Genomic DNA, 25,191 nt, shown 5'->3' with positions numbered 1-25,191 from the left:
CGCCATGACCCAGTTCCGCACCCTTTCCCTGTTGGCCTGCCTGTCGCTGCTTGGCGCCTGTGCCAGCCAGGCGCCCAAGTCTGCCCCGCCATCGGCCAGCGCCGACACCGCGCCCAATGCTCCGGCACCGGTACGTGACGACGCCGGGGTGACCGCGCAACCGGCGACCGCCGGGTTTGCCGCGCCCGACACGTTGCCGGCCACGGTGGCGGCGGCGCCTGCCGAACAGACCAGCGCTGCGGGCGATGCCGGCGCGGACGCGTCCGGTGCGCCCACCTCGGCCGAGGACGACTTCAGCGCCCTGTACGGCACCACCACGCCACAGGCCGGCGCCAATGGCGCACCCGCCCAGCCGGGTGCGGCGCCAGCGTACGACCCGTGGGAGCGCTACAACCGCGGCATGCACCGCTTCAACCTGGCGGTGGACCGCGGCGTGGCACGGCCGTTGGCGACCGCCTACACCAAGGTGGTGCCGAGCCCGGCGCGGCTGGGCGTGACCAACTTCTTCGACAACCTCGGCACGCCGCTGACCATGGTCAACCAGCTGCTGCAGGGCCACCCGGTGTATGCGGCGCAGTCGCTGGGCCGGTTCGTGATGAATACCACCCTGGGTGTGGCCGGCCTGTTCGACCCGGCCACGGCGGCGGGGATCCCGCGGCGCAGCGAAGACTTCGGTCAGACGTTGGGCGTGTGGGGCTGGCGTAACTCGCGCTACTTCGAGCTGCCGCTGTTCGGGCCGCGCACGGTGCGCGACACCTTCGGGCTGGGTGGCGACATCCCGCTGTCGTGGGTGCGCCAGGTCGACGACGGCGGTGCGCGTTTCGCGTTGCAGGGCCTGCAATTGGTGGACACGCGCGCGCAGCTGATGTCGCTGGACTCGCTACGCGACCAGGCGCCGGACGAGTACGCCCTGACCCGCGATGCCTGGATGCAGCGTCGCAATTACCAGATCACCCGCGACCTGCGCAGCCACCGCGAACAGAACAACGAGCTGCCGGAGTATCTGCGCGAAGACAAGGACAACACGGTGCCGGTGGATGCGATGCCGATTCCCAGCTGGGTGCGTTGACCGGCCCGCCAGGCGTGAACAGAAAAACCCGGGAGCGATCCCGGGTTTTTTTTGGGGGCAGCGCAACGTCGTTGCCGCAGCTGCCTGCGTGGAAAGCGCACATGTCTGCAGATGCCGGTGTGCGCCGGGCTCGCCCACACCGTCTGCGCCTGATGACGCCTACCTGCCGGAGATCAGCAGCGACACCGTGCGATGCCGGCAGGGCGCACGTGCGGCTGCGGCTCAAGGTCAGCGGCTACGACCAGCTGTCGGCCTTGCTCGCTAAGCTGGACGCTTTGCCCGGCATCGATGGCGTGGCATGCAGGCTCGGGCGCAGGACATATCGTCGGGCGCCTGGCGTCACATGTCCGGTGGTCACTCCGGTTCGGGCAGCAATGGCGGGGTGCGATCTTCGTAGGTGAGATAGCTCTTCCACAGATCATGTGCGCGCTGGTCGTTGAGGTCGACGGCGCAGCGGGCCGCCTTGGCCGTTCCGACCGTTGCACCCGTCCAGCGCTGTCGTATGTTGCTGCAGTGAAGCGTCTTGTAGCTCGTCCAGGCCGCCTGCGCGTTGTCGAAGGCCTCGCCCGACACCGCCAGCGTGGCGATGGCCCGGGTGCGCGCGGCCGCCAGATACTCGGCCAGGCGTTGCTGCGATCGGTCCACTTCTCCCGACCGGCATTTATTGCTGTCCACGGTCGTTTCGAGATCGTGGCAACGCTCCTTCGCGAGCGACGACGCGCTGAAAAGCAGCACGAGACATATCCAGCCGGGTCGCATCGTCATGTGCACCTGATTTCTAGCTTGGTCGATGATCAAGCCGGATCATGGGATCGGTTGATCGTGCGTCGCGCGAGGGGAGCGGGTCGGCGATGGCGGCTGCACGCTGTCTATCGGCTCCCGCGTCGTTGCCGTGATTGCCGGGGCAGATGCGATGGCAGTGCGTGAAACGTCTTGCCGCATGGCGGTGGAGATACACCGCGATGTTCGGCGACATTGCGTGTCGAGCGTGCGGCCTGGGCGGTCTTCCGCCATACCATCCCCCTCTCCCTGGCGGGAGAGAGGGGGAGAGCGCCGGCCTCTGATCGTGCGCTGCAGTGTCTTGCCCATCGGGAGAGTGACGCATGCAGCGGACGCGGTACGGGGCGCACGCAAGCTCTGCTCTGGCGCATGTCTGGGCCGGCGCGCGGGACTCAGGCAGCTGCCAACGCCGCATCCACCGCTGCACGCAGGCTTGCATCGTCGGCGGGGACATCGGGGGCGAAGCGCTCGATGACGGTGCCGTCGCGGCCGATCAGGAATTTTTCGAAGTTCCACAACACGCCGGGTGCGGGGTTGGGCGCAATGCCGTAGCCGGCGAGCTTTTCGCGCATCGGGCCGTCGCCGGTGGCACTCGGGCGTGCATGGGTCAGGGCCTGATACAGCGGATGGGTGTCGCCGCCGGTGACCGCGATCTTGGCGAACATCGGGAAGGTGACGTCATAGGTGAGCTGGCAGAACTGCGCGATCTCCGCCTCGCTGCCGGGCTCCTGGCCGTTGAAGTCGTTGGCCGGAAACGCCAGCACTTCCAGACCGGCCGCATGCTTGTCGCGGTACAGCGCTTCCAGGCCTTCGTACTGCGGGGTCAGGCCGCACTTGGAGGCGACATTGACCACCAGCAGCACCTTGCCGCGGTAGTCGGCCAATGTGGCCGGCTCGCCTTCGATGCGGGTCACGGGAATGTCGTACAGCGTCTGGCTCATCGGGGCTGTCCTGATCTGCGGGGTAGCCAGCATAAACCGCCCCGCGCGCATGGGTGACCTGTGCTGCACCATGCCTCAACACTTGTATATGCAAGTATCTTGGCTACACTCGCCGCATGGCCACGCCCCGCAAGCCGACCGGCTGTACCAACTTCCGCCTGCGCAGCGTGTCGCGGGTGGTGTCGCGCCACTACGCGACATATCTGAGTGCGAGCGGTCTGAAGTCGACGCAGTATTCGCTGCTGTCGCATCTGCTCACGCTGAGCCCGATCCGGCCGATCGATCTGGCGCGCAAGATGGGCCTGGATGCGTCCACGCTCACGCGCAATCTCAAGCCGCTGATGCTGGCCGGACTGGTGCAACAGACCGACGGCACCGATGCGCGCAGCCGCCTGATCACGCTCACCGCCGCCGGCCGTCGCCGGCATACCCAGGCCCGGACGCAGTGGCAGAAGGCGCAATCCAGCCTCACCGCGCTGCTGGGCGCCGAGCGCGTGCTCGCCCTGCATGGCCTGCTCGACGACACCCTGGCCACGCTGCAACAGGCCGGGCTTGCCGATACCGACGACTCCCCCGACTAAGAGCAGCTCTGCCTCCATGACCGCACTCGATGCCCGCACCCGCCTGCTGCTGGAGGCCCCGATCGCACCCACGCTGGCGCGGCTGGCCGTTCCCAACGTACTGGTCATGGTCGCGCAGGCGTCGGCCGGGCTGATCGAGACCTACTTCGTCGGCAAGCTCGGCACCGATGCGCTGGCCGGCATGGCGCTGGTGTTCCCGATCGTGATGCTGATGCAGATGATGTCGTCCGGTGCGATCGGCGGCGGCATTGCCTCGTCGATCGCGCGGGCCCTGGGCGGCGGCCGGCGCGAGGATGCCAACGCGGTGGTGGTGCATGCGCTGGTGATCGCCGTGGCGTTCGGGGTGCTCTTTACGCTTGCGCTGTGGGCCGGCGGCCGCTGGCTGTATCGGCAGATGGGCGGGACAGGCGCCGCGCTCGATGCCGCGCTGACCTACTCGCACTGGATCTTCGCAGGCGCGGTGTTTGTCTGGCTGTTGAACTCGCTGGCGGCGGTACTGCGCGGCTCCGGCAATATGGCCGTGCCGGCCAAGGTCACCGTCTACGGAGTCATCGGATTGATCCCGCTGTCGCCGTTGCTGATCTTTGGCTGGGGGCCGATTCCGGCGCTGGGCATTGCCGGCGGTGCGCTGGCGCTGCTGCTGTACTACATCGTCGGCACGCTGGTGCTGGTGGCCTATCTGCGTTCGCCGCGCAGCCTGCTGCGCCTGTCGTTTGCGGCGATCCGCCTGCGTGCAGCGGTCTTTCGCGACATCCTGCGGGTTGGCCTGATCTCGGCGATCGGGGTGATCTGCACCAACCTGGCGGTGGGCGTTGCCACCTCGTTGGCCGGGCATTTCGGCTCCGGCGCGATTGCCGGCTACGGCACTGCATCGCGGCTGGAATACGTGCTGATCCCGCTGGTCTTCGGCCTGGGAGCACCGATGCTGACGATGGTGGGCACCTGCATCGGTGCGGGCAAACGCGAGCGCGCACTGCGCGCGACCTGGATCGGTGCGGCCATGGCGTTTGCCATCACCGAAACCATCGGCGTTGCGGCGGCGCTGTTCCCGCGCGGCTGGCTGTCCCTGTATGGCAACGACCCGACCATGCTGCAGACCGGCACGCTGTACCTGCAGACCGTGGGCCCGTTCTACGGCTTCCTGGGCATGGGTCTGGCGATGTACTTCGCCTCGCAGGGCGCAGGAAGGCTGCTATGGCCGATCGGTGCCACCGTGCTGCGCCTGGTGATCGCAGCCGGGATCGGCATCGTGGCGATCCGGATGGGCGGCGGCCTGCACCAGGTCTACCTGGCACAGAGCGCGGCGCTGCTGGTGTATGGGGTGGGGATTGCGCTGGCCATCGCCGGTGGGTCGATGTTCGGCCGGCTTGGCTGGCCGCGTCGCACCGCGGACGTGGTGGTGGACGCGTAGGGCGCTGCTCTGGTGCATGCGTTGGAGCATCTCGACGCGACGCGCCTGATGCCCTACCCGCGCATCAGTCGATGCACAGCGCCGCCTGGCCCTTGCCGCCGATGACTTCCTGGCGGCAGCCGAAGCGGTCGCTGTCGCGCTGGCAGGTGCCGTTGGTGGCGGCACCGGTCGGCACGATGCTGGTGGCCAGGCAATCGCCGCTGCAGTCGCTGTTGTCGCTGCAGGTCTTGCCGGCATCGGCATACGGCACGATGCAGCGCACTGTCTGCATGCGGCCGACCGGACGCAGTTGACCGCCCTTTGCGGTGCATGCGGCGGCATCGGCAGAGGCTGCGCGCAGTGGCTGCGCATCAGCTGCGGTAGTGCCCGAACGAGATGCCGGCGTCGCGCTGCAGGCGCCCAGCAGCAGCACGCACACCGTTGCGTAGATCCATCGCGTCGCCATGAGATGCTCTTCTTGAATAGGGTGCGTGCAAGCATCGCGGTGGCGATGTCTGCGCGGTGTGCTCGACATCCGGCGCAGGAACAGGACGTGGCAGACCTGCTGTTGTAGGAGCGCCCTTGGGCGCGACAGGGCGTTACCGGTAACGCCTCGTCGCGCCCATGGGCGCTCCTACGGGTGGGTCGGTTTTTGGGCATTGTGCGGCCGGCCAGGCCTCCTGCGCTCGCTGGCTACTCCTGCTCGTCGCTGCTGTCGTCGTGCGGGACCCCGGCGCCTTCGTCGCTGCCATCGTCCAGCAGCGCCTGCGAGTGCTCGCCGGACAGCGTTTCCACGCCGCGCAGGCGGCGTTCGATGGTGCGGGTCTTGCGGCTGGCTTCGCCCAGGCTCTTGCCGACAGTGCTGATCTGCCGCTCGGCCTTTTCGAGAATGCCGGCGAACTTGCCGAACTCGCTTTTCACCGCGCCCAGCACCTGCCAGACCTCGCTGGAGCGCTTCTCGATCGCCAGCGTGCGGAAGCCCATCTGCAGGCTGTTGAGCAAGGCGGTGAACGTGGTCGGGCCGGCCAGCACCACGCGATGCTCGCGCTGCAGCAGATCGACCAGACCGGCGCGGCGAATCACTTCGGCATACAGGCCCTCGGTGGGCAGGAACATCACCGCAAAATCCGTCGTATGCGGTGGGCAGACATACTTGTCGCTGATGGATTTGGCCTGCACGCGGATGGCGCGTTCCAGCTGCGCGGTCGAACTCTTGATCGCCTCCAGATCGCCTTTTTCCTGCGCGTCGATCAGGCGTTCGTAGTCTTCGCGCGGGAACTTGGCATCGACCGGCAGCCACACCACCGTGTCGTCGCCGCGCCCAGGCAGGCGGATCGCAAAATCCACCGCTTCGGCGCTGTCGGGCCTGACCCGCACGCTGCGCGCGTACTGCTCCATCGTCAAGGTCTGCTCGAGGATGTTGTCCAGCTGTACTTCGCCCCAACCGCCGCGGTCCTTGACGTTGGTCAGCACGCGCTTGAGGTCGCCCACGCCGGTGGCCAGCTGCTGCATTTCGCCCAGGCCGCGCTGCACTTGTTCCAGCCGTTCGGAGACCAGCTTGAACGAGGCATCCAGGCGCGTGTTGAGGGTGGTCTGCAGTTTTTCGTCGACGGTGGCGCGCATCAGTTCGAGCTTGCTGGCGTTGTCGTTCTGCAGGTTGGCCAGCTGCTGTTCGAGCGTGGTGCGCATTTCGCCGATGCGCAGTTCATTGCGTTGGGTGAGCTCGGTCAGGCGCTGGCCCAGCGCTTCGGTGAAGCGCTGTTGCGATTCGCCGGCCTCCTGGCGGCCCTTGCGCGAATCTTCGGCCAGCGCTTCGCGCAGGGCGGCCATGTGCGTGTCGGTACGCGCGATCAGCTCGGTCAGTTGCTGGCCGAACATGTGGATGCGGGTTTCCTGCTGCTGGCCGAAGCCTTCCAGCTGGGTACGCAGTTCGGTGAGCCGCAGGGTCAGCAGTTCGCCGGTGCGTTGCTGGGCCAGGGCGCTTTCTTCGCGCGCCTTGCGGGCGTCTTCGCCGAGGGCGTCGCGCAGCAGGTCCAGGCGCTGATCGGTGCGCGTGGACAGTTCGGTGAGATTGCGCGCAAAGGTTTCCAGGCGGCCGTCCTGCTGCCGTGCCAGGCCTTCGAGTTGCTCGCGCAGTTCGCCGCGGCCGTCGCGTTGTTCGGCCCGCAGCGCGTGCTCCAGCGCAGTGGTGGAGGGACGTCGCAGCAGCGCGAGCAGCTGCAACACCAGGACTACGACAAGCAGCCCGAGAAGGATCAGGGATTCGGATGACATGCGCGCAGTGTAACGGTGCCTGTCGCAACAGCTGCGTCGCGGACCGTCGCTCGCCCGAGCGCGCGCAGCGCCCGGGAATCTGCGAGGCAGCGGCCAGCGCAGCCGCTGCCTCGCTGCTCAGGCCCGAGGTCAGAAACCTTCCAGCACCAACTTGCCGCGGGTGCGGTGCGATTGCAGCGCGGCGTGGGCGCGGCGCAGGTTGTCGACGGTGATGCGTCCGTAGTGCTCGCCCAGGGTGGTGCGCAGCAGGCCGCTGTCGATCAGGTCGGCGACACGGTTGAGCAGGTGGTGCTGGGCGATCATGTCGTCGGTTTCGAACAGCGAGCGGGTGAACATCAGCTCCCAGTGCAGCGACAGGCTCTTGCGCTTGAGCGGCAGCGCATCCAGCGTGACCGGGTCGTCGATCAGCGCCAGCTGGCCCTGTGGTGCGAGCACCTCGACCAGCTGCGCGAAGTGCTGGTCGGTGTGGGTGAGGCTGGCCACGTGCTGCACCTGCGCGATGCCGATCCGCTGCAGGCCTTCGCCCAGCGGCTGGGTGTGGTCGATGACGTGATGCGCGCCGAGGGCGTAGACCCAATCCTGGGTCTGCGGGCGCGAGGCGGTGCCGATCACGGTCAGCTTGGTCAGCGTGCGCGCCAGCTGCACCAGGATCGAGCCGACGCCGCCGGCCGCGCCGACCACCAGCAACGCCTGGCCCTGGCCGCCGCCTTCGGCGATGCGCAGCCGATCGAACAACAATTCCCAGGCGGTGATGGCGGTCAGCGGCAGTGCCGCAGCCGCAGCGTCGTCGAGCGTGGCCGGCTTGCGCCCGACCAGACGCTCGTCCACCAGATGGAATTCGGCGTTGGTGCCCGGGCGGGTCAGCGCGCCGGCGTAGTACACCGCGTCGCCGGGGCGGAACAGGCTGACCTCGCTGCCGACCGCATCGACCACGCCGCTGGCGTCCCAGCCGAGCACCCGCGGCGATTCCACCGGCGCGTTGGCGCGCACCTTGGTGTCCACCGGATTGACCGAAATGGCATGGATGCGCACGCGCAGATCGCGCGGGCCGGGTTCGGGCAGCGGCAGTTCGAGTTCGACCAGCGCGCGCGCATCGTCGATGGGCAGGCCGTGCTGCGGGTAGGCAATGGCTTTCATGGCGGGCGTCATGCAGGGAGGGGACATGCATGGTCGGCTGCCGGGATTAGGAGAAAAACCGGCAAACTGCACAAGCACTTTCACGATTGGAGTGAAGATGGTCCGCTTCGACGACCTGGCGCTGTTCGTGCGTACCGCGGCGCTGGGCAGTTTTTCCAATGCCGCGCGTGAGGCCGACCTGCTGCCGGGGCAGGTCAGCGCGGCGGTGGCCCGGCTGGAGCGGGCACTGGATCTGCGCCTGTTCGCGCGGTCCACGCGCAGCCTGCGGCTGACCGCCGAGGGTGAGCAATACCTGCCGTATGCGCGCCAGGTACTGGAGCTGCTGCGCGACGGGCGCGAGCATGTGCGTGGGCGCGACAGCGAATTGCAGGGCCTGCTGCAGGTCACCGCGCCGTCGGACCTGGGCCGCAATGTGCTGCTGCCGTGGCTGACCGAATTCCGCGCTGCGCATCCGAAGCTGACCTTGCGGCTGCATCTGTCCGACCAGGTGGCCGACCTGTATCGCGCGCCGGTGGATGTGGCGTTCCGGCTCGGGCGCATCGACGGCGCCGACCACGTCGCGCTGCCGTTGGCACCGGACAACCGCCGGGTGCTGGTGGCCGCGCCTGCGTATCTGCAGCGGCACGGGCGGCCGGCCACGCTGGAGGCGCTGCGCGACCACGCCTGCCTGCTGTATCTGCTGGCAGGGCGCGCCTACGACCGCTGGCAGTTCGAACGCGACGGCCGACGCCAGGTGGTGCCGGTACGTGGGGCGATGCTGTGCGACGACGCCGACATCGTGCGGCGCTGGGCCGTGGCCGGCGAAGGCATCGCCTACAAGTCGTGGCTGGATGTGTGCGACGACGTGCAGGCCGGGCGGCTGGAGGTGCTGTTCCCCGACGATGGCGACCGCTTGCCGCTGCATCTGGTGTGCCCGCATCGCAAGCAGTTTTCGCCGGCGGTGCGCCAGCTGCATGCGCTGTTTGCGCAGCGCTGCCAGGCGCTGACGGCGTTGTATCCGCCGGGCCAGGGCTGACGTGCTGCGCGCGTGGTGCAAGGTGCCGACGGCCGGGGCTGATGCGGCGACGCGCTCGAGTTCGGCTGGCACGCAGCCCGCCAGGCAAGACGCGGATGGCGCTATGTCGCACGCCACGCCAGCGTTTCGGTGCCCTGCCTGTCAGGTACATGCGGCCCGCACGCTGCAACGCGATCGCATGTGCATGACGATGTGGAGGTCACCGCAGAAGGCCGCACCGGCATTGCCGGGCTCGTTGAAGCGCCCATCACCGTGGCGGTTCTAGCCTGCCGGCATGACCTCACTTAACCCGGTTTCCCTGCAGCGCTACGGCAACCGTGATGGCCACTCCGGCGTGGTGGCGTATGCGCTGGCCGGGGATGCGATTGCGGTGCGTTTCCGCAGCGGCGAGACCTATGTGTACACCGCCGACAGTGCAGGCGCCGACGTGGTGGCGACCATGCAACGCCTGGCCAAGGCGGGGCGCGGGCTGAGCACCTATATCAGCCAGCACGTGCGCGACGCTTACGCGGGCAAGCTCGACGTGTAGCCAGGCGCGACTACTGACGAACCCACGTCGCGTTCGCCAGGCGCAACGCAGTTGCGTCGTGCAGCGCCCGCTGTCTGTACTGCCTCACGCGCAGACACGGCCGCTGGGCTGCTGCGATGATGCTTGGCAGCGATGCGCACAACGCGCTATCTCCCCTGGTGGCGCGTTACGCCACCTGCACCACATCACTCGTCGGGATGCACATGCTGGACATCTACGGAACGCTCACCTCGATCAATGTGCGCAAGGTGCTGTGGCTGTGCGAGGAAATGCAGCTGGACTACCGCCTGCATGCCTACGGCAGCGGCGCCGCATCGGTCCAGGCGCCCGAGTTCCTGGCGCTCAATCCAAACGGCCTGGTGCCGGTGCTACGCGACGGCACGGTGGTGCTGTGGGAATCGAACACCATCTGCCGCTATCTGGCTGCACGCAGCCGGCGCGAGGATCTGCTGCCGAGTGCGCCGGCAGCGCGGGCACGGGTCGAGCAATGGATGGACTGGCAGGCCACCGAGCTCAACCCGGCGTGGCGGTACGCGTTCATGGCCACGGTGCGTGGCAGTGCGGCGCATACCGACATGCAGTGCATCGCAGACAGCGTGCAGGCGTGGAACCGGCTGATGGCGCTGCTGGATGCGCAGCTGCAACAGGCCGGCCCGTATGTGCTGGGCGCGCAATTCACCCTGGCCGACATCGTGCTGGGGCTGTCGACCCAACGCTGGATGGCCAGCCCTATCGCGCGCCCAGTGCTGCCCGCCGTGGCGGCGTATTACGCGCAGCTGTGCACGCGCGTCGGGTTTCAACGCCATGGCTGCAGCGCGCCTTGAGCGTGGCGGGCAGGCCCGCGCAAAGCGGCCGCAGCAACACGCCGTGATGTCGCCGCGGCGCTTGCAGCACGCATTGACCTCAACGTGATCTGCGCATGGGTAGGGTGAGGCTCTGCTCCTGCGAGGCTTGCCGATGACCACTGCCACCAATCAGACCCGCCTGCTTGCCCTGGGCTTGTTTGCGTTTCTGGCCACCTTTGCAGTGATCGTCTGGTCGCTGATGCGGCCGTATGGCACGGCGTATTTTTTTCCGGTGCATTTTTTGATTGGAGCGGCGTTGCCGTTCCTGGTGTACGCGATCGGGGGCACACGGCTGTGGTTCTGGATTGGCATGGGGATCACCGCGGTGGTGCTGCTGTGGTTCAACCTGTGGGGGCATGAGGCCAATGGCGCGGCGCCGCAGTTGCTGGACTGGAGCCAGTTTGCCGCCGGTGTGGTCGGGCTGGCCGGTGCCTGGGCGGTGCAGCTGATCTATCGCAACGCGCGCCCGCCGCATCGTCCGTCGATTGAGTGAGCGATTGAGCGGGATTGGTGCGTTGGGATGTGGGATTTGTAACAGCGCTGGACTGCAGACGTCGGTTAGGTTGGCGAAGGTCCGGCAAGGCGAAGTACGCGCCACGCCGATGCAGGCAGGCGCGTCTACCCTGCCCGACCTGCGCTGCCACATGACCTTGGACCGATAGCTTTGCTGCGCTGCGTTGGGCGACACTCGCGCATTCTTTTGATTCCCGCGAGGTCCGCATGTCGTCTTGGCTCAGGCGCAAATCCATCGACCAGGTCACCGTGCACGAGGCCGGCCGGCAACTGGTCCGCAGCCTGAGTTGGCCGCACCTGATCGCGCTGGGCATCGGCGCGATCGTCGGCACTGGTATCTACACGCTGATCGGCGTAGGCGCCGACAAGGCCGGCCCGGCGGTACTGCTGTCGTTCGTGGCTGCAGGCATCGTGTGCGCCTGCGCGGCGCTGGCGTATGCGGAAATGGCCACGATGATGCCGGCGGCCGGCAGTGCCTACACCTACAGCTACACCGCGCTGGGCGAGAGCATCGCCTGGGTGGTGGGCTGGAGCCTGGTGCTGGAATATTCGCTGGTGGTCAGCACGGTGGCGGTGGGCTGGTCGGGCTACTTCGTCGGCTTCCTGCAGTGGCTGGGGGTGGAGCTGCCGCAGACGCTGATTGCCGGGCCGCATGCCGGCGGTATCGTGAACCTGCCGGCGGTGGTGATCACCTTCCTGGTGGCCGGCATGTTGATGGCCGGCACCAAGGAAAGCGCCACGCTCAATGCGGTACTGGTGGTGCTGAAGATCATCGCGCTGGGCGTGTTCGTGGCGATCGCGTTGCCAACGTTCAACAGCGCCAACCTGCAGCCGTTCATGCCGTATGGCTTCTCCAAGGCGATGGGCCCGGACGGTGTGGAACGCGGGGTGATGGCGGCGGCGGCGATCATCTTCTTTGCGTTCTATGGTTTCGATGCGATTTCCACCGCGGCCGAAGAAACCAAGAACCCCGGGCGCGATCTGTCGATCGGCATCGTCGGCTCGATGATCGGCTGCACGCTGATCTACGTGCTGGTGGCGCTGGCAGCCGTGGGTGCGATGAGCTTCACCGTGTTCGGCAAGAGCCCGGAGCCGCTGGCGCTGATCCTGCGCGAACTCGGCCACGGCAAGGCCGCGCTGGTGATCGGTGCGGTGGCGATCATTGCGTTGCCGACCGTGCTGCTGGCGTTTTTGTACGGGCAGAGCCGCATCTTCTTCGTGATGTCGCGCGATGGGCTGTTGCCGCGCGGCTTGTCCAAGGTCAACGCACGCACCGGCACGCCGGTGGCGATCACGCTGTTCACCGCGGTGCTGGTGGCGGCGTTGGCGGGCGTGGCACGGCTGGATGAGATCGCCGCATTGGCCAATGCCGGCACGTTGGCGGCGTTCACTGCGGTGGCTGCATGTCTGCTGGTGCTGCGTGTGCGCGAACCCGGCCGTGCGCGCGCTTTCCGCACGCCGCTGGCGTGGGTGGTGGGCCCGGTAGCGATCCTGGGCTGCCTGTACCTGTTCTGGAGCCTGCCGAGCAAGACGCAGCTGTGGTTTCTGGTCTGGAACGGGCTGGGTGTGGTGGTGTACCTGGCGTATGGGCGGCGCAATAGCCGGTTGCATCAGGCGGGGTGAGTCGCGACGTCCTCCTCGCCTGCGGGAGAGAGGCTCTCAAAACACTGCGGCAAGGCCAGCACCCCCTTCTCCCGACGGGACATTGTCCTCCTTTATGGGGGAGAAGGTGGCGCTTAGGGCCGGATGAGGGTGCGGGTGAAGCCCTCGTGTCATCCAATTCGTCAGGACTTCGCCCCGTACCCTCACCCCAACCCCCGCTCCGCGCCCCAGCCCGCGCTTGCGGCGCGGGCGCTCCGAGGCACGCGCGCCAGTGGCGCGCAAGCTGTGCCTTTTCGCCCCGGGGGGAGAGGGGCTTTCGAGCTGCGCGGCGCTGGTCAGTGCTTGCGGCGTCGAGGCTTGCGGTGACTGGGTGGCTGCAGCCGGTTGTTACTGCGCTGCTGCTGGCGTGGCGCAGAACGAGGTCGGCAACGCATCCGCTTGCGTACCCCACCCTTGAGTCGGGGCGCGGTTGGTGAGCGCGAACGACAGCGTGCCGCCCTGCTGCAACTGCGCCCAGTCCAGGAATACCTGCGGCTGCGGCTTGCCATTCAAGCGCACGCCATCCACGTATTGCAGCGTGCGGCCGTCGGCGCCGGGGGCGTCGATGCGCAGGCGCTTGCCGTTGCCCAGGGTGAGCGTTGCCCGCTTGAAACGCGGCGCATGCAGCAGGAATTGCCCGCTGCCCGGTACCGCCGGATACAGGCCCAATGCACTGAACAGGTACCAGGCCGACATGGTGCCCAGATCGTCGTTGCCGGTCACACCGTTGGGTGCGCTGGTGAACAACTGCTGCGCGGCGCGCACCACGGTGGCGGTCTTCCACGGCTGGCCGATCAGCGTGTACATCCACGGTGCGTGCAGGTCTGGTTCGTTGTTGGGGTTGTAGCGGTACTGGTTGTAGTAGCTGTAGGGCCCGACCACCCAATGCGTGCGGGCGCCGTTGAGCGGGTCCTTGAGCAGGTCGTCGTAGGCGAAGAAGGCGTCCAGCCGCTTGCCGACCTGTTCGCTGCCGTGCATGGCCTGCAGCATGCCGGGAATGTCCTGCTGCACCAACCATTGATACTGCCAGGCGGTGCCTTCGTGGAAGCCGTGTTGCGAGCGTGGGCTGTACTGATCGTTGGACGGTGCGTACCAACTGCCGTCTTCCAGCCGCGGGCGCGGAAATCCGGCAAACCCGGTCTCGGTATCGCGCACGTCCGCGTCCCAGACGTTGTGCCAATTGCCACCGCGCGCGCGCAGTTGCGCGCTGTCGTCGCTGTGACCCAGCGCTTGCGCCATCTGTGCGAGTGCGCAATCGGCCAGCGCATATTCCAGCGTGGCCGAGCCGCCGTGGTGCGGGTCCACGTCCATACCCTTGGACGGAAACGCGCGGTCGTACTGCACGAAGCCCTTGGACAGATAATTGGCATTGCCCGAGCGCCCAGCGTGGCGCGAGTTGATCGGCGGTTGGCCGAAGGCGTTTTGGCGTAATGCCGCATACGCTTGGGCTTCATTGCCCTGCAGTGCGCCGAAGCGCCACAGATCGACCAAAAACGGCGTCACCGGATCGCCGGTCATGATGTTGGTATCGAAATTGGCGTAACCCCAGCGCGGTAGCCAGCCGCCCTGCTGATGGATCGCCAGCAACGAGCGGCCGATGTCGCGTGCGCGTGCCGGTTGCAGCAGCGCCAGCAACTGGTTTTGCGAACGATAGGTGTCCCACAGCGAAAAGTATTCGTAATAGGTCCAGCCATCGGCGCGGTGGATCGCATCGTCGTAGCCGCGGTAGCGGCCATCGGCATCGCTGCCGGTGAGCGGCTGCAGCAGGGCGTGATACAGCGCGGTGTAAGCCACGCTGCGGTCGTCGGGGCTGGCGCCGTCCAGCTGCAGGCTGGCCAGTTCGCTGCGCCAGGTCTGCTGCGCGCGCTGGCGCATCTGTTCCAGGCTCAGCAACTTGCCGCCCTGCATGCCGTCGGCGCGCAGGTTGTTGCGCGCACCTTGCGCATCCACATGTGAGATGGCGCTGACCACGGTCACCGCGCGCGTGTCTTTGCCCTTGCCCAGCGGGAAGCTGAGCCAGGCGCCGTTAGGCTTGAGCTCGCCGCCCATGCCGTGACGCGCGCCGGGCACGCCGCCGTCTTCGCCCCACACCCCGTGCGCGGTAAACGGGCGGTCGAATTCCAGCCGGAACCAGGTGGTGTATTCGTGGCCGCCGCAAAAGCTCTGCGTGACCAGTTTGCCTTCCACCACGCGATCGCCGACCAGCTGCACCTGGCTGCCGATCACCACATGGCGGTCGTTGGCCTGTGCCACGTTGATCAGCAGGTGGCCGGTGTCGGCACCCGGCGCAAAGGTGTAGCGCTCGGTGGCGGCGCGGGTGAGCGCGCTGGCTTCGGCGTCGATACCGCCGTAATCGGTGAGCCGCACCTTGTAGTACCCGGCCTGGCCCACTTCGCCGTCATGCGTGTAACGCGCGGCGTAGCGCTTCTGGTCGAAGGCCTTGGCGTCGGTGGTATCGAAATCGCCGCCCAGGCCGATGCGCCCGGTGACCGGCAGGATCGACACCTGCCCGCCCTGCTCCCAGCAGCCAGCCCCGGAGAGAAACGAATGCCCGAAGCCGCGGATGCTGGGGTCGTCGTAGCGCCAGCCGGCGTAGTGGGCGCCGATCGGGCTGACCTGGATCAGGCCGAACGGCGCGGAGGCACCCGGATAGGTATTGCCGTCGTCCTTGCTGCCAATGAAGGTGTTGACCTGCGTGGGGTCCTGCGCGGCCAGTGGCGGTGCGGCCACCATGCCGAGCAGACACAGGCCGGCGGCAGCGCGGCGCCACAGCGGCATTGACGGCAGACGCGACGAAGAGCGATCAGATGCAACGGCAGAGAGCATGCAAGACACCTCGGGGAGAGGGCGGCCGGGGCCGCAGGGGGAATGAGGCGCGCCGACCGCTGCACAGGCGGCAATCGGCATGACGACCGAACTCGAACCAAAACCAGCAATGGCCAGTAACGGGGCGCAATCTTTATCAGTTGCGTGGACGGCGCAGAACAGGGCGAGTGTACGAGTGGAACATGCCGATTCCGAACAGCGGCGTTGCCCATGTGGCATTGACCACGGTGGATCGATTGGCTGCTGCAAACCGAAACTGCGCTCGCCCGCGGATGGCTGCGAGGGAGGCTCCGGCTTGGCAGGCGCGTATGCACACGTCCACTTGCGGCACGGCGCGCGCAGCCAGCGTCGCAACGCGTGGTATTCGTCACGCTGCCCGCGGCAACGCAGCGCGATGCAGCTGTTGTTCGCGCTTCTTCCAGCAAATTCGCTCTTCTTGATGGAATCGTGGCGAGTTGCCGAAACGCAGTCGTCAAATATGCGCGACGCCTTGACGATGCAGCGCCACAAAAAAGCCCGGTCGTGGACCGGGCCTGGCGGCAAGGCGTCGGTGGGAGGGTCCGCGCCCGGTGCGCGGCTTACCAGCGCATGCCTTCGAACGGGTTGAAGCTGGTGCTGCCCTTCACCTTGTCCAGGTAGTAGGCATAGTTGGCGCTCATACCGGCCAGCAGGGCCAGCGGAACGCTCAGCGCGTTACCCAGCGATCCGGGCAGGAACGAGGCAATGATGCCCACCACCAAGCCGATGCCAATCAGGCCCAGCGCCTTGCGCCACAGGCCCAGGATGAAGAAATAGATGAAGCCGAAGAACAGCGCATAGAAGTTCATGCCCACCTTCAACTTCTCGCCGAACGGCAACGTCTTGAGCGCCTGCTTGTGGGCAGGGTCCTTGGGGCCGCCGTGACGGTCGAAGAAGGCGAAGCGGAATTGCCACTTGGGGCTGAGCTGGGTGCGATCGAAGGTATCCATTCCAATCCATGTAGTTGTAAACGGTTACATGATAGGCGATCGCGTATTCATCAGCACGTTCTTTCGAGCCGGTCACATGGGTTCGGTACGGAGACGCATGCGCGGCACTGGCCGCCGCGCCCGGACGCTCAGCGCTGGTCGCTGGTGCCGGTGCCTCGGCGGGCGCGTCGCAGCGAATATAGCGAGCGGTCGGCGCGGTCGACCACCGCGGCCAGCGCTTCGCCTTCATGCCGCAGCGCGGTGCCCAGGGTGAACTGGATCGGCGCGTCGGCGGCGGCCGCCAGGTAGTCGCGCACCAGCGCGTCCAGCTGCTGCTGGCTGGGCTGATGCAGCAGCACCAGGAATTCGTCGCCGCCCAGGCGGACCAGGCGGTCCTGGGTGCGCAGCGGCTGGTTGAGGAACCACGCCATCTGCACCAGCACCTCGTCGCCGCGCTGGTGGCCATGGGTGTCGTTGACCAGCTTGAACTTGTCCAGGTCCACCACGATGCAGCCCCAGCGCACGCTGGGGTCGCGCTTGTCCAGCTCGTCCAGGAAGCGGCGGTTGTAGCAGTTGGTCAGCGGGTCGGTGAACGACCATTCCAGCAGCAGCTTTTCCTGCTGGTACTGGTTGGTGATGTCCTGGGCGTGGGCCAGCACCAGGGTGGCGTCGGATTCGACATCGAGCACGTTGCTGTACTGCCAGTGGCGCAGGCTGCCATCGCCGGCCACCAGCTCGATCACGCCGGCATCCTGGCCGTCGAGCACCATCCGCGACAGGTACCCACGCACCGCGCCGTGCCGCTCCGGGCGCACGAACTCCAGCAGCGAGCGGCCTTCCATCGCCTCCACGCTGCGCCCGAGCGAGCGCGCCGCCGCCGGGTTCACGCTGACCAGCCGGCCATCCATCTCGTGGGTGCAGATCAGCCCCAGGCTGTACTGGAACAGCTTGCGGAACTTGCGTTCGCTGGCCGCCAGCGCATCCACCGCGAGATGCCGGTCGGTCACGTCCTGGACTGCGCCGATCAGGCGCATCCGCCCGTCCACGTGTTCCACCGAGCCGGTGCTGTGCACCCACAACTTGCGGCCGGCGGCACTGACCAGGGGCAGCTCCAGGTCCCACGCAGTGCCGTCCCGCACGCAGGTCTCCACCGCCTCGGTGATCACCGAGCGCGCTTCCAGCGGGTAGAACCCGATCGCCTCGCTCAGGGTGGGCCGGTAACCGGGCGGAACATCGTGCAGGCGGCAGGTCTGGTCCGACCAGATCAGCGTGCCGCTGGCCACATCCACCTCCCACCCGCCGACGCCTGCCACCCGGCCGGTGCGCTCCAGGAACGCTTCGCTCTCGCGCAGGCGCTGCTGCAGCTGCGCATTGGCCGCCTCGCGCTCGAGCATCACCCGGCGCTGCTCCAGGCCTTCGGCAGCGACCTTGGCCAGCTGCTGCAAGGCCTGCAATTGCGCCGGTTCCAGCGCGCGCGGGCGCTGGTCGATCACGCATACCGTGCCCATGCGCAGCCCGTCGGGCAGCACGATCGGGGCGCCGGCGTAGTAGCGGATGCCGGGCGCCTCGGTGACCAGGATGTTGTCGTGGAAACGCGGGTCGGCCGGTGCATCGCGCACCTCCATCACCGCATCGCCCTGGATGGTGTGGGCACAGAACGCCAGTTCGCGCGGGGTTTCGGACACGCCCGGCAGGCCGATGTTGGCCTTCCACCACTGGCGGCGTTCGTCCACCAGCGAGACCAGCGCAATGGGGGTGCCGGCGATCGCCTGCGCGGCGGCGGCCAGCGCGTCGAAGAACGGTTCGGCGGCGGTGTCGACCACCTGCAATAACGCCAGGCGCGCCAGACGCTGCGCCTCGCTGGGTGTGGATGACACCATGGTGTCGCTGTGATTCAACGGAAAGCTCGCTTGTCCCCGGGCCATCCCCGCAGTCTAGCGGACCGGGGACAGGCACCTGCTGCCGGGTTGCGTGGGCAAATCACAGAATGCGCTGCGCGCCGCGTCCCTGCGGCAGGCGCCCTTGGGTGTCGCTGACGATCGATGGGTCTGCGCCATCGACGCAGCCAGCGGATCCTCTCGATTGCCCCGACCGGTGCGGACGCGTCGCGCTGGGCGCGGTCCTCAAGCAGGGCGCGCGGCCGCAGGCGGTTGCACCAACGTGCCACCAAGCTGCACCGCCGCCGCCACGTTGCGCGCGGCGCGGCGGACGTTGCCGGCGGCATCGGCCAGGGCCTGCTCCAGGGGGCAGGCGCCGGGCACCACCGCAAACATCGCATCGATGCCATGGCCATGCAGTTGCGCAGCTGCGTGGCCGATCGATCCGGCAATGGCGATCACCGGGATGCCATGCCGCTGCGCGAGCTGCGCCACCCCGACCGGGGTCTTGCCGCGTGCGCTCTGGCCATCCAGACGGCCTTCGCCGGTGATCACCAGATCGGCCTGCGCGATGGCGGCCTCCAGGCCGAGCGCCTGGGCAACCAGCTCCACGCCCGGGCACAGCTGCGCGCCGAGGAAGGCCACCAGGCCTGCGCCCAGTCCGCCGGCCGCGCCAGCACCAGGCAGTGTGTGCAGGCGCACGCCCAGCGCGCGCTGCAGCACATCGGCGTAGTGCTGCAGGTTGGCATCCAGCTGCGCCACCATCGCCGGGGTGGCGCCCTTCTGCGGGCCGAACACCGCCGAGGCACCGGTCGGGCCGACCAATGGAGTGTCCACATCGCAGGCGACCTCGATCCGGCAGTGCGGCAGCCGCGGGTCCAGGCCGTCGACCTCGACATGGGCCAGCGCGGCCAGCGCGCCACCGCCCGGGCCGACCGGCAGGCCGTGCGCATCCAGCAGCCGCACCCCGAGCGCCTGCGCCATGCCGGCGCCGCCGTCGTTGGTGGCACTGCCGCCGATGCCAAGGATCAGGTGGCGCGCGCCGGCATCCAGCGCGGCCAGGATCAGCTCACCCACCCCGGCGGTGCTGGTCTGCAGCGGTGCCCGCTGCGCCGGCGGCAGCAGGGCCAGCCCGCTGGCGGCGGCCATTTCGATCACTGCGGTGCGGCCGTCGCCGGTCATCCCGAAAAAGGCCTGCACCGGCGTACCGCGCGGGCCGCTGACGGTGCACTCGATCCTGCGCCCGCCGGTGGCCGCGATGAGCGCATCCACCGTGCCTTCGCCACCATCGGCCATCGGCACCTGGCGGTAGTCCCAGTGCGGGAAGACCTGGCGAAAGCCGGCTTCGATCTGCGCGGCCACCTCCGGCGCGGGCAGGCTTTCCTTGTACGCATCGGGGGCGATGACCACCCTCACCGACGTGCACCTGCCCGCGGCGGACGCACCCAGCCGGCCGTGCGCGGGTTGGGTGTCCATACGGCGGCGTTCAACGCGCAGGCCATCCCTATCCGGCCCTGGCGCGCGTGGCCGCGTAGTCCTGCGCCTGCTGCATCACCCGCAACAGATTGCCGCCCCAGATGCCGGCAATCTGCTGTTCGGTATAGCCCTTGCGCAGCAGCCAGGCGGTGATGCGCGGCAGGTCGGAGACATCGTCCAGCCCCACCACGCCACCGCCGCCATCCCAATCCATGCCGATGCCCACGTGCTCGGGCCCGACCACTTTGAGCACATGCTCCAGATGGGCGAAGAAATCTTCTTCGGTCGCGCGCTTGATCGGATAGCGCGCATCCAGTTCCTTCAGCGCGGCGCTGAGCCTGGTGCCGTCGGCGATCTTGATGTGCTCCCAGCCGCCGTACTGGTCGGTAAGCGCCTTTTCGGCGGCCTTGCGCTCGGGGCTGGCCCCGCTGTCCACCAGATAGCCGCCGTAGGAATTGACCTGGATCACCCCGCCATGCGCGGCCAGCACCTTCAGGCGTGCATCGTCGATGTTGCGCGGGTGGTTGTAGACCGCGCGCGCGCCGCTATGCGAGAGCACGATCGGCACCGGCGACAGCGCGATCAACTGGTCGAACACCGCATCGGAGGCATGCGATTGATCGATCACGATGCCCAGCGCCTGTGCCTGTTGCACCAGCTGTTTGCCGGCCGGGCTCAGGCCCTTCCACTCGGCGCCCTTGGGGTCGGTGGCCGAGTCGGCGAACTCGTTGTTGAGAAAGTGCACGGTGCTCATCAAGCGCAGCCCCTGCGCGTAGTAGAAGCGCAGCAACGTCGGGTCGGCCACCAGCGGGCTGGCGTTTTCCATGCTGATGTACACCACGCGCTTGCCGGCGGCCTTGATGCGCGCGGCATCGGCCGGCACGGTGGCCAGTGCAAAGCGCTGCGGTTGCGCGGCCACCAGGGTGTGGATCTTCAGCAAGCGCTGCAGACCGGCGTCGCGGTCATCCAGGTGCGCGGCTGCACTGCGATCGCCCTGCCCGGTGTAGACCGCCCAGAACCCGCCATCCAGCGCGCCTGCGACCATGCGCGGGTAATCCACCTGCGACAGCCGGTTGCCGGCATGCGCCTGCAGCACATCGAAGTCGGCGCGCTCCAGATTGGCCGGCGTGTCCAGGTGCGAATCCAAGGTGACCAGGCGTTGTTGCAGGGCAGTGGCGCGCGCCAGTTCGGCCCTGGAGAACTCCAGCGCGTGCGCCGAGCCGGCCAGGCTCAACAACACGGCCGTACACAGCAGTTGCAGGTTCATGCGCGCTCGCAGGCTGGTGGGGGTCTCGGGATCATAGCTGCAGCGAACCCACGCGCCAGCTGCGCGCGCCGCGCGTTGCTCGCGCCGCGGTGATGCGCGCAAGTCCAACCATCGCCACACCGTAAGCGCCGAGCACGTTGCAGTTATGAAAAATACATCAGCAAAGTAATTGCGCCACGTTCGACGCTACGCACACTTGCGCGGCCGTCGCTGGCGGCACCCCACCCCGTCGATCCCCGCCCACCGCCACGCCTTGCGCGCGTGTCGTGCGGGTGTGCGCCCCAATCCCCTTCTTTTTGCGAGATCCAACCATGTCCATTGCATCGCGTGCGCTCCCCCGGCGCCTGCTCACCCTTGGCCTGATCGCCGCCGGCCTGGGCGCGGCCGCCAGCGCCAGCGCGGCCTGCACCGCCGGTTCCTGGGTGGCGCGCGTCAATGAGGTCGGCATGCCGCCGGTGCGCTACGAAACCGCGCATTTTGCGTTCCGCTGGAACGGCAGCGGCGTGTCCGACGCCGACCTGCGCGCGGCCGGCGAGCATCTGGAAACGGTCTGGGACACCTTCATCAACCGCCTGCAGTTTCCCGAGCCGTTCTGCAACGCCGGTACCAAGTACAAGGCCAACCTGCATCTGGATCCGAGTTTCGGCCTGAGCGGCGGGGCCACCGGCAGCGGCGGCATGGGCATGTGGATGGCACCGGCCGCGCTGCGCGACCACTGGGGCCTGGCGCACGAGCTCACCCACGCCTTGCAGTACCAGGCCGGCGGCCTGCAGGAATCGGAGTACACCGGCTGGATCTGGGAATCGCATGCCAACTGGATGACGCACCAGCTGCCGGAATTCCACAGCAGCGACGTGCATTGCTCGAGCATGCTGGTGAACTACCCGCATCTGTATCTGGGCTCCACGCGCGACCGTTACTGCAACTGGCAGTTCATGGAGTACCTGAAGAACCGCTACGGCTATTCGATCATCAATGACCTATGGAGCAAGTCGCCGCGCATCGACAACCCGGCGCGGCGCAGCGCCGATCCGTTCTCGGTGATCAAGACAAACATGGGCTGGACGCAGGCGCAATTGAACGATGTGCTGGGCGACTGGGCCATGCGCAACGTCAATTGGGACTACACCAATCCAGACGGCAGCGACCAGGGCGCGGTGTATCGCGCGCGCTATGGCAGCAACCTGTCCTTCGACCCGCAGCGCACCCAGGACTGGGACAACCGCGACCGCGCCTTGCGCATGACCGTGCTCGACCCGGTATCCGGGCAAGCCAATCGCTATCGCGTGCCGTTCGAGTGGGCACCGCAGCGTTGGGGCTACAACCTGGTGCAGCTGATGCCTGCCAGCGGCGCCACCAGCATCAGCGTCGCCTTCGAAGGCCAGGTGCAAAGCGCGCCGGCGGTCACCGGCCTGCCCGGCCTGCTCAACGACCCCGCCAGCATCCCCAACCCGGATTCGGACTGGCGCTGGGGCGTGGTGGCCATCGACAGTGCCGGCAAGGCGCGTTACAGCACCCTGCAAGGCGGCGCCAAGGCCAGCGTTACGGTGGCCTTGCAGAGCGGCGACCGCGCGGTGTATCTGATGGTGATGGGCGCGCCCGGCAGCATGCAGCAGATCAAGTGGGACCAGTCCTACTACGCGATCTACCGCTATCCGTGGAGCGTGACGCTGACCAACGCCGCGCCGGCCGGCAGCCAGCCCAATGCGCCCACGCCCACCCCGGTGGGGCGTCGCCACGCCAACGGTGGCGGCTGGGTCGCCAATACCGCCAATGTCGCCTCCACCGCCTATGTGGGCCCGCGTGCGCGGGTGCTGGCCGGCAGCGTGCTGGGCAACGCCCGCATCGACGGCCGCGCCACCGTCATGGGCGGCACCGTGCAGGGCAATGCGGTGCTCGGTGGCATCACCGTGTGGCATCCGGGCGCCACCATCGGTGGCAACGCACAGGCCAACACCAGCTTCATGGGGCCGGGCGCCTTCGGCACGGTGAACATTGCCGGCACCACCCAGGTGCGTGGCGACATCGAGCTGCGCGAAGGCACCACGCCTACGCAAGGCGTGTTTTACGGCTATGCCGATGCGCAGACCATGCGTAACCCCGAATTCGGTGCCGACCTGCGCCAGGCGGTGCCGGAGATCACCGCACGACCGGCGGGTTGGTGAGTCCGTAGCGGGGCGATGAGCTTGCAACCTGCAGCACGCGTGCGAGCCCGCGCGTGCTGCAGCTCAATCCTCCAGTTCGGCCAGACGCGCGCGCACGCTGTCCACATCAATGTGCTCGCGCACGTGCGGCCACTGCCGCGCCCACACCGAGCGGAACACGATCCACGCACCGAACACGCCCAGGCAGGTCGAGCCCAGCGCCAGTACCAGCGGGTGCAGCGGCGAGCCTGCGCCGCTCTGGAACAGGTACATGAAAGCCCCGGAAAACAGCAGCCACACGCCGAACACCGGCCAGTTGCTGGCCAGCAGGCTGGCATTGGGGCGTTCGATCTCGCGTAGCAAGCGGCGCAAGGCCTTGCGTTCGTCTTCGTCGCTGGACGTCATCGGCTGCCGGCTCCTGGTTGGATGTCTACCTTGAATCCTTACTTGCCGGCGATCGCATCGCGCGACTGAAGACGCTTCCTGCAAGGCGGCAAACCGCGTCCTCAGCCGCGAAGCGCGCTTACACCACGCGGCAGAACACCGCCTTCAAGTAGCGCGATTCCTGCACGTGCGCCATGAACGGGTGGTCCGGGCCGGCGCCGGCCACTTTCAGGATCTGGATGGTGCGCCCGGAGAAATACGACGCGCGCCGCAGCATGTCCAGAAACTCCTGCTCGGCCACCAGGCCGGTGCACGAGAACGTGGCGAACAGGCCGCCGGGCTTGACCACGCCCAGCGCCAGTTTGTTCATGTCCAGGTATTTCTTCAGCGCCGGGATCACCTGCTCGCGGTCGCGGGTCATCTTGGCCGGATCCAGGATCACCACATCGAATTGGTCGCCACGATTGGACGCATCGCGCAGCCACGGAAAGATGTCGGCCTGCACGAACTTCGGGCGCACGTTGTTGAGCTTGGCGTTGCCCTTGGCAATGGCGATCACGTCTTCGTCGATGTCCACGCCCAGCACCTCGCTGGCACCGCGCGCGGCGGCATACACCGCGAAGCCGCCGGTGTTGCAGCACAGGTCCAGCACGGTCTTGCCTTCCACCTGCTCGCTCAGCCACTGGCGGTTGTCGCGCTGGTCGGCAAAAAAGCCGGTCTTGTGCGCGCCGGCCGGGTCGGCGCGGAACTTGATGCCGTGCTCGGTGATCACCGCAGCTTCCGTAGTGGTGTTGCTGTGGAAATCGAAGCTTTCCTGCTTTTGCACGTGTTCGTCGGCAAAGCTGTGGAAGCGGCAGCCCGGGAACTGCTCGCGCAGCGCCTCGTAGATCCATTCGCGGTGACGGAACATGCCGGCGGCGAAGAACTCCACCACCACCAGGTCGCCGTAGCGGTCCACCACCAGGCCCGACAGACCGTCGCCTTCGCTATGCACCACGCGCCAGGCATCGGACACGGCGTCGAGCTTGAGCCAGTCACGGCGCAGGCTCACTGCCGCGGCGATCTTGCGCGAGAACCAGCCGGCATCCACCGGCACCGACTGATCGGTTTCCAGGATGCGCACGGCGATGCGCGAATGGCCGTTGTAGAAGCCGCGGCCGATCCACTCGCCATCCACGCCGACCACCTCGACAATGGTGCCGGGTTTGGGCTTGGCGGCGGGCTTTTCCACCAGCTTCTGGAAGATCCACGGGTGGCTGGAGCGCCAGGCATTCTTGAGACGGACGGTAGGGACTGGAGTATTCATCGGCCCATTGTATCCGGCTGGATTGACGTGCCTGCCTCCGGCCCGCAGAATCGGGCGCAGAAGGGGAGTAGCTCCCAACGTTGTCGCCGTCATTACGAGCCCGCCATGTGCAGCGCTCCGGTGCAACGGCAACCGGCCAGGCCGGTTGCGAGCGAGACCTTCGCCGCGCAGGCGAAGGTCCGTCACCCGGAATCCACGATTTCCGTGTCACAAGGCCTCAGCCCAACCGGCTGTCCAGGTCGTTTCACT

At 67.5% G+C, this 25,191-nt stretch carries 21 protein-coding genes and 1 pseudogene; 10 read left to right on the top strand and 12 right to left on the bottom strand.

Annotated elements, in window-relative coordinates:
* Positions 1 to 4: 4 nt before the first annotated feature.
* Together XnspCFBP7698_RS16985 and XnspCFBP7698_RS21810 are read left to right on the top strand one after the other, a co-directional pair.
* Positions 5 to 1,069: a VacJ family lipoprotein gene (locus tag XnspCFBP7698_RS16985; protein WP_104581544.1), complete on the top strand. Its 1,065-nt coding sequence runs from the start codon at positions 5 to 7 to the stop codon at positions 1,067 to 1,069.
* Positions 1,070 to 1,214: 145 nt separating this feature from the next.
* Positions 1,215 to 1,380, top strand: a pseudogene (locus XnspCFBP7698_RS21810) (bifunctional (p)ppGpp synthetase/guanosine-3',5'-bis(diphosphate) 3'-pyrophosphohydrolase); the annotation flags it as partial.
* Between the two features lie 43 nt (positions 1,381 to 1,423).
* Here XnspCFBP7698_RS21810 and XnspCFBP7698_RS16980 read toward each other — a convergent pair.
* A complete protein-coding gene (locus tag XnspCFBP7698_RS16980) occupies positions 1,424 to 1,867 on the bottom strand; it encodes a lysozyme inhibitor LprI family protein (RefSeq protein ID WP_146093277.1) in 444 nt (147 codons plus the stop codon).
* A 374-nt stretch (positions 1,868 to 2,241) separates the two neighbouring features.
* Positions 2,242 to 2,790, bottom strand: coding sequence for a glutathione peroxidase (locus tag XnspCFBP7698_RS16975; RefSeq protein WP_104581542.1), 549 nt, complete (start codon positions 2,788 to 2,790; stop codon positions 2,242 to 2,244).
* A gap of 116 nt (positions 2,791 to 2,906) precedes the next feature.
* Between XnspCFBP7698_RS16975 and XnspCFBP7698_RS16970 the strand changes: the two genes are divergently transcribed.
* A complete protein-coding gene (locus XnspCFBP7698_RS16970) occupies positions 2,907 to 3,371 on the top strand; it encodes a MarR family winged helix-turn-helix transcriptional regulator (protein ID WP_104581541.1) in 465 nt (154 codons plus the stop codon).
* Positions 3,372 to 3,387: 16 nt separating this feature from the next.
* On the top strand, positions 3,388 to 4,782 hold the full coding sequence (locus XnspCFBP7698_RS16965) for an MATE family efflux transporter (protein WP_104581540.1): 1,395 nt from the start codon (positions 3,388 to 3,390) through the stop codon (positions 4,780 to 4,782).
* 64 nt (positions 4,783 to 4,846) lie between these two features.
* On the opposite strand, the gene XnspCFBP7698_RS16960 is transcribed toward XnspCFBP7698_RS16965, so the two are convergent.
* The 3 genes from XnspCFBP7698_RS16960 to XnspCFBP7698_RS16950 form a co-directional block, all read right to left on the bottom strand.
* On the bottom strand, positions 4,847 to 5,227 hold the full coding sequence (locus XnspCFBP7698_RS16960; RefSeq protein ID WP_104581539.1) for a hypothetical protein: 381 nt from the start codon (positions 5,225 to 5,227) through the stop codon (positions 4,847 to 4,849).
* Between the two features lie 227 nt (positions 5,228 to 5,454).
* Entirely contained in the window at positions 5,455 to 6,987 is a 1,533-nt protein-coding gene (gene rmuC / locus XnspCFBP7698_RS16955) for a DNA recombination protein RmuC (protein ID WP_199680214.1), read from the bottom strand.
* 177 nt (positions 6,988 to 7,164) lie between these two features.
* Positions 7,165 to 8,172, bottom strand: a complete 1,008-nt coding sequence (locus tag XnspCFBP7698_RS16950) for a zinc-binding alcohol dehydrogenase family protein (RefSeq protein ID WP_104581537.1) — start codon at positions 8,170 to 8,172, stop codon at positions 7,165 to 7,167.
* 97 nt (positions 8,173 to 8,269) lie between these two features.
* Here XnspCFBP7698_RS16950 and XnspCFBP7698_RS16945 point away from each other — a divergent pair, with 97 nt between their 5' ends.
* The 5 genes from XnspCFBP7698_RS16945 (at position 8,270) to XnspCFBP7698_RS16925 (ending at position 12,697) form a co-directional block, all read left to right on the top strand.
* The gene (locus XnspCFBP7698_RS16945; RefSeq protein ID WP_104581536.1) at positions 8,270 to 9,187 is read left to right on the top strand and encodes a LysR family transcriptional regulator; all 918 of its coding nucleotides are present in this window, start codon (positions 8,270 to 8,272) and stop codon (positions 9,185 to 9,187) included.
* 298 nt (positions 9,188 to 9,485) lie between these two features.
* The gene (locus XnspCFBP7698_RS16940; protein WP_082002602.1) at positions 9,486 to 9,716 is read left to right on the top strand and encodes a hypothetical protein; all 231 of its coding nucleotides are present in this window, start codon (positions 9,486 to 9,488) and stop codon (positions 9,714 to 9,716) included.
* A gap of 203 nt (positions 9,717 to 9,919) precedes the next feature.
* On the top strand, positions 9,920 to 10,540 hold the full coding sequence (locus tag XnspCFBP7698_RS16935) for a glutathione S-transferase (RefSeq protein WP_104581562.1): 621 nt from the start codon (positions 9,920 to 9,922) through the stop codon (positions 10,538 to 10,540).
* 133 nt (positions 10,541 to 10,673) lie between these two features.
* Positions 10,674 to 11,054, top strand: a complete 381-nt coding sequence (locus tag XnspCFBP7698_RS16930; RefSeq protein WP_047696375.1) for a hypothetical protein — start codon at positions 10,674 to 10,676, stop codon at positions 11,052 to 11,054.
* Between the two features lie 227 nt (positions 11,055 to 11,281).
* The gene (locus tag XnspCFBP7698_RS16925; RefSeq protein ID WP_104581534.1) at positions 11,282 to 12,697 is read left to right on the top strand and encodes an amino acid permease; all 1,416 of its coding nucleotides are present in this window, start codon (positions 11,282 to 11,284) and stop codon (positions 12,695 to 12,697) included.
* A gap of 366 nt (positions 12,698 to 13,063) precedes the next feature.
* Here the strand turns inward: XnspCFBP7698_RS16925 and XnspCFBP7698_RS16915 are convergent, their stop codons facing one another.
* The 5 genes from XnspCFBP7698_RS16915 to XnspCFBP7698_RS16895 all read right to left on the bottom strand — a co-directional run bounded on the left by XnspCFBP7698_RS16915 (position 13,064) and on the right by XnspCFBP7698_RS16895 (position 21,108).
* Positions 13,064 to 15,541 (bottom strand): GH92 family glycosyl hydrolase, encoded by a 2,478-nt coding sequence (locus XnspCFBP7698_RS16915; protein ID WP_104581532.1) that lies wholly within the window; start codon positions 15,539 to 15,541, stop codon positions 13,064 to 13,066.
* Positions 15,542 to 16,119: 578 nt separating this feature from the next.
* On the bottom strand, positions 16,120 to 16,509 hold the full coding sequence (locus XnspCFBP7698_RS16910) for a DUF2628 domain-containing protein (protein WP_047695601.1): 390 nt from the start codon (positions 16,507 to 16,509) through the stop codon (positions 16,120 to 16,122).
* A gap of 128 nt (positions 16,510 to 16,637) precedes the next feature.
* On the bottom strand, positions 16,638 to 18,386 hold the full coding sequence (locus XnspCFBP7698_RS16905; RefSeq protein ID WP_146093283.1) for a diguanylate cyclase: 1,749 nt from the start codon (positions 18,384 to 18,386) through the stop codon (positions 16,638 to 16,640).
* A gap of 225 nt (positions 18,387 to 18,611) precedes the next feature.
* Positions 18,612 to 19,781: a glycerate kinase gene (locus tag XnspCFBP7698_RS16900; protein WP_104581560.1), complete on the bottom strand. Its 1,170-nt coding sequence runs from the start codon at positions 19,779 to 19,781 to the stop codon at positions 18,612 to 18,614.
* Positions 19,782 to 19,869: 88 nt separating this feature from the next.
* Entirely contained in the window at positions 19,870 to 21,108 is a 1,239-nt protein-coding gene (locus XnspCFBP7698_RS16895; protein ID WP_104581531.1) for a dipeptidase, read from the bottom strand.
* Between the two features lie 311 nt (positions 21,109 to 21,419).
* On the opposite strand from XnspCFBP7698_RS16895, the gene XnspCFBP7698_RS16890 reads away from it, so the two are divergent.
* Positions 21,420 to 23,273 (top strand): Svx/AvrXca family virulence/avirulence protein, encoded by a 1,854-nt coding sequence (locus XnspCFBP7698_RS16890; protein WP_104581530.1) that lies wholly within the window; start codon positions 21,420 to 21,422, stop codon positions 23,271 to 23,273.
* Between the two features lie 63 nt (positions 23,274 to 23,336).
* On the opposite strand, the gene XnspCFBP7698_RS16885 is transcribed toward XnspCFBP7698_RS16890, so the two are convergent.
* Positions 23,337 to 23,657, bottom strand: coding sequence for a hypothetical protein (locus XnspCFBP7698_RS16885; RefSeq protein ID WP_104581529.1), 321 nt, complete (start codon positions 23,655 to 23,657; stop codon positions 23,337 to 23,339).
* 118 nt (positions 23,658 to 23,775) lie between these two features.
* Positions 23,776 to 24,942, bottom strand: coding sequence for a class I SAM-dependent rRNA methyltransferase (locus XnspCFBP7698_RS16880; RefSeq protein WP_104581528.1), 1,167 nt, complete (start codon positions 24,940 to 24,942; stop codon positions 23,776 to 23,778).
* Positions 24,943 to 25,191 lie beyond the last annotated feature (249 nt).

It is taken from the genome of Xanthomonas sp. CFBP 7698 (assembly GCF_003600855.1).
Classification (GTDB): Bacteria; Pseudomonadota; Gammaproteobacteria; order Xanthomonadales; family Xanthomonadaceae; genus Xanthomonas; species Xanthomonas cannabis.
This window is presented reverse-complemented; position numbering and strand designations above follow the sequence as displayed.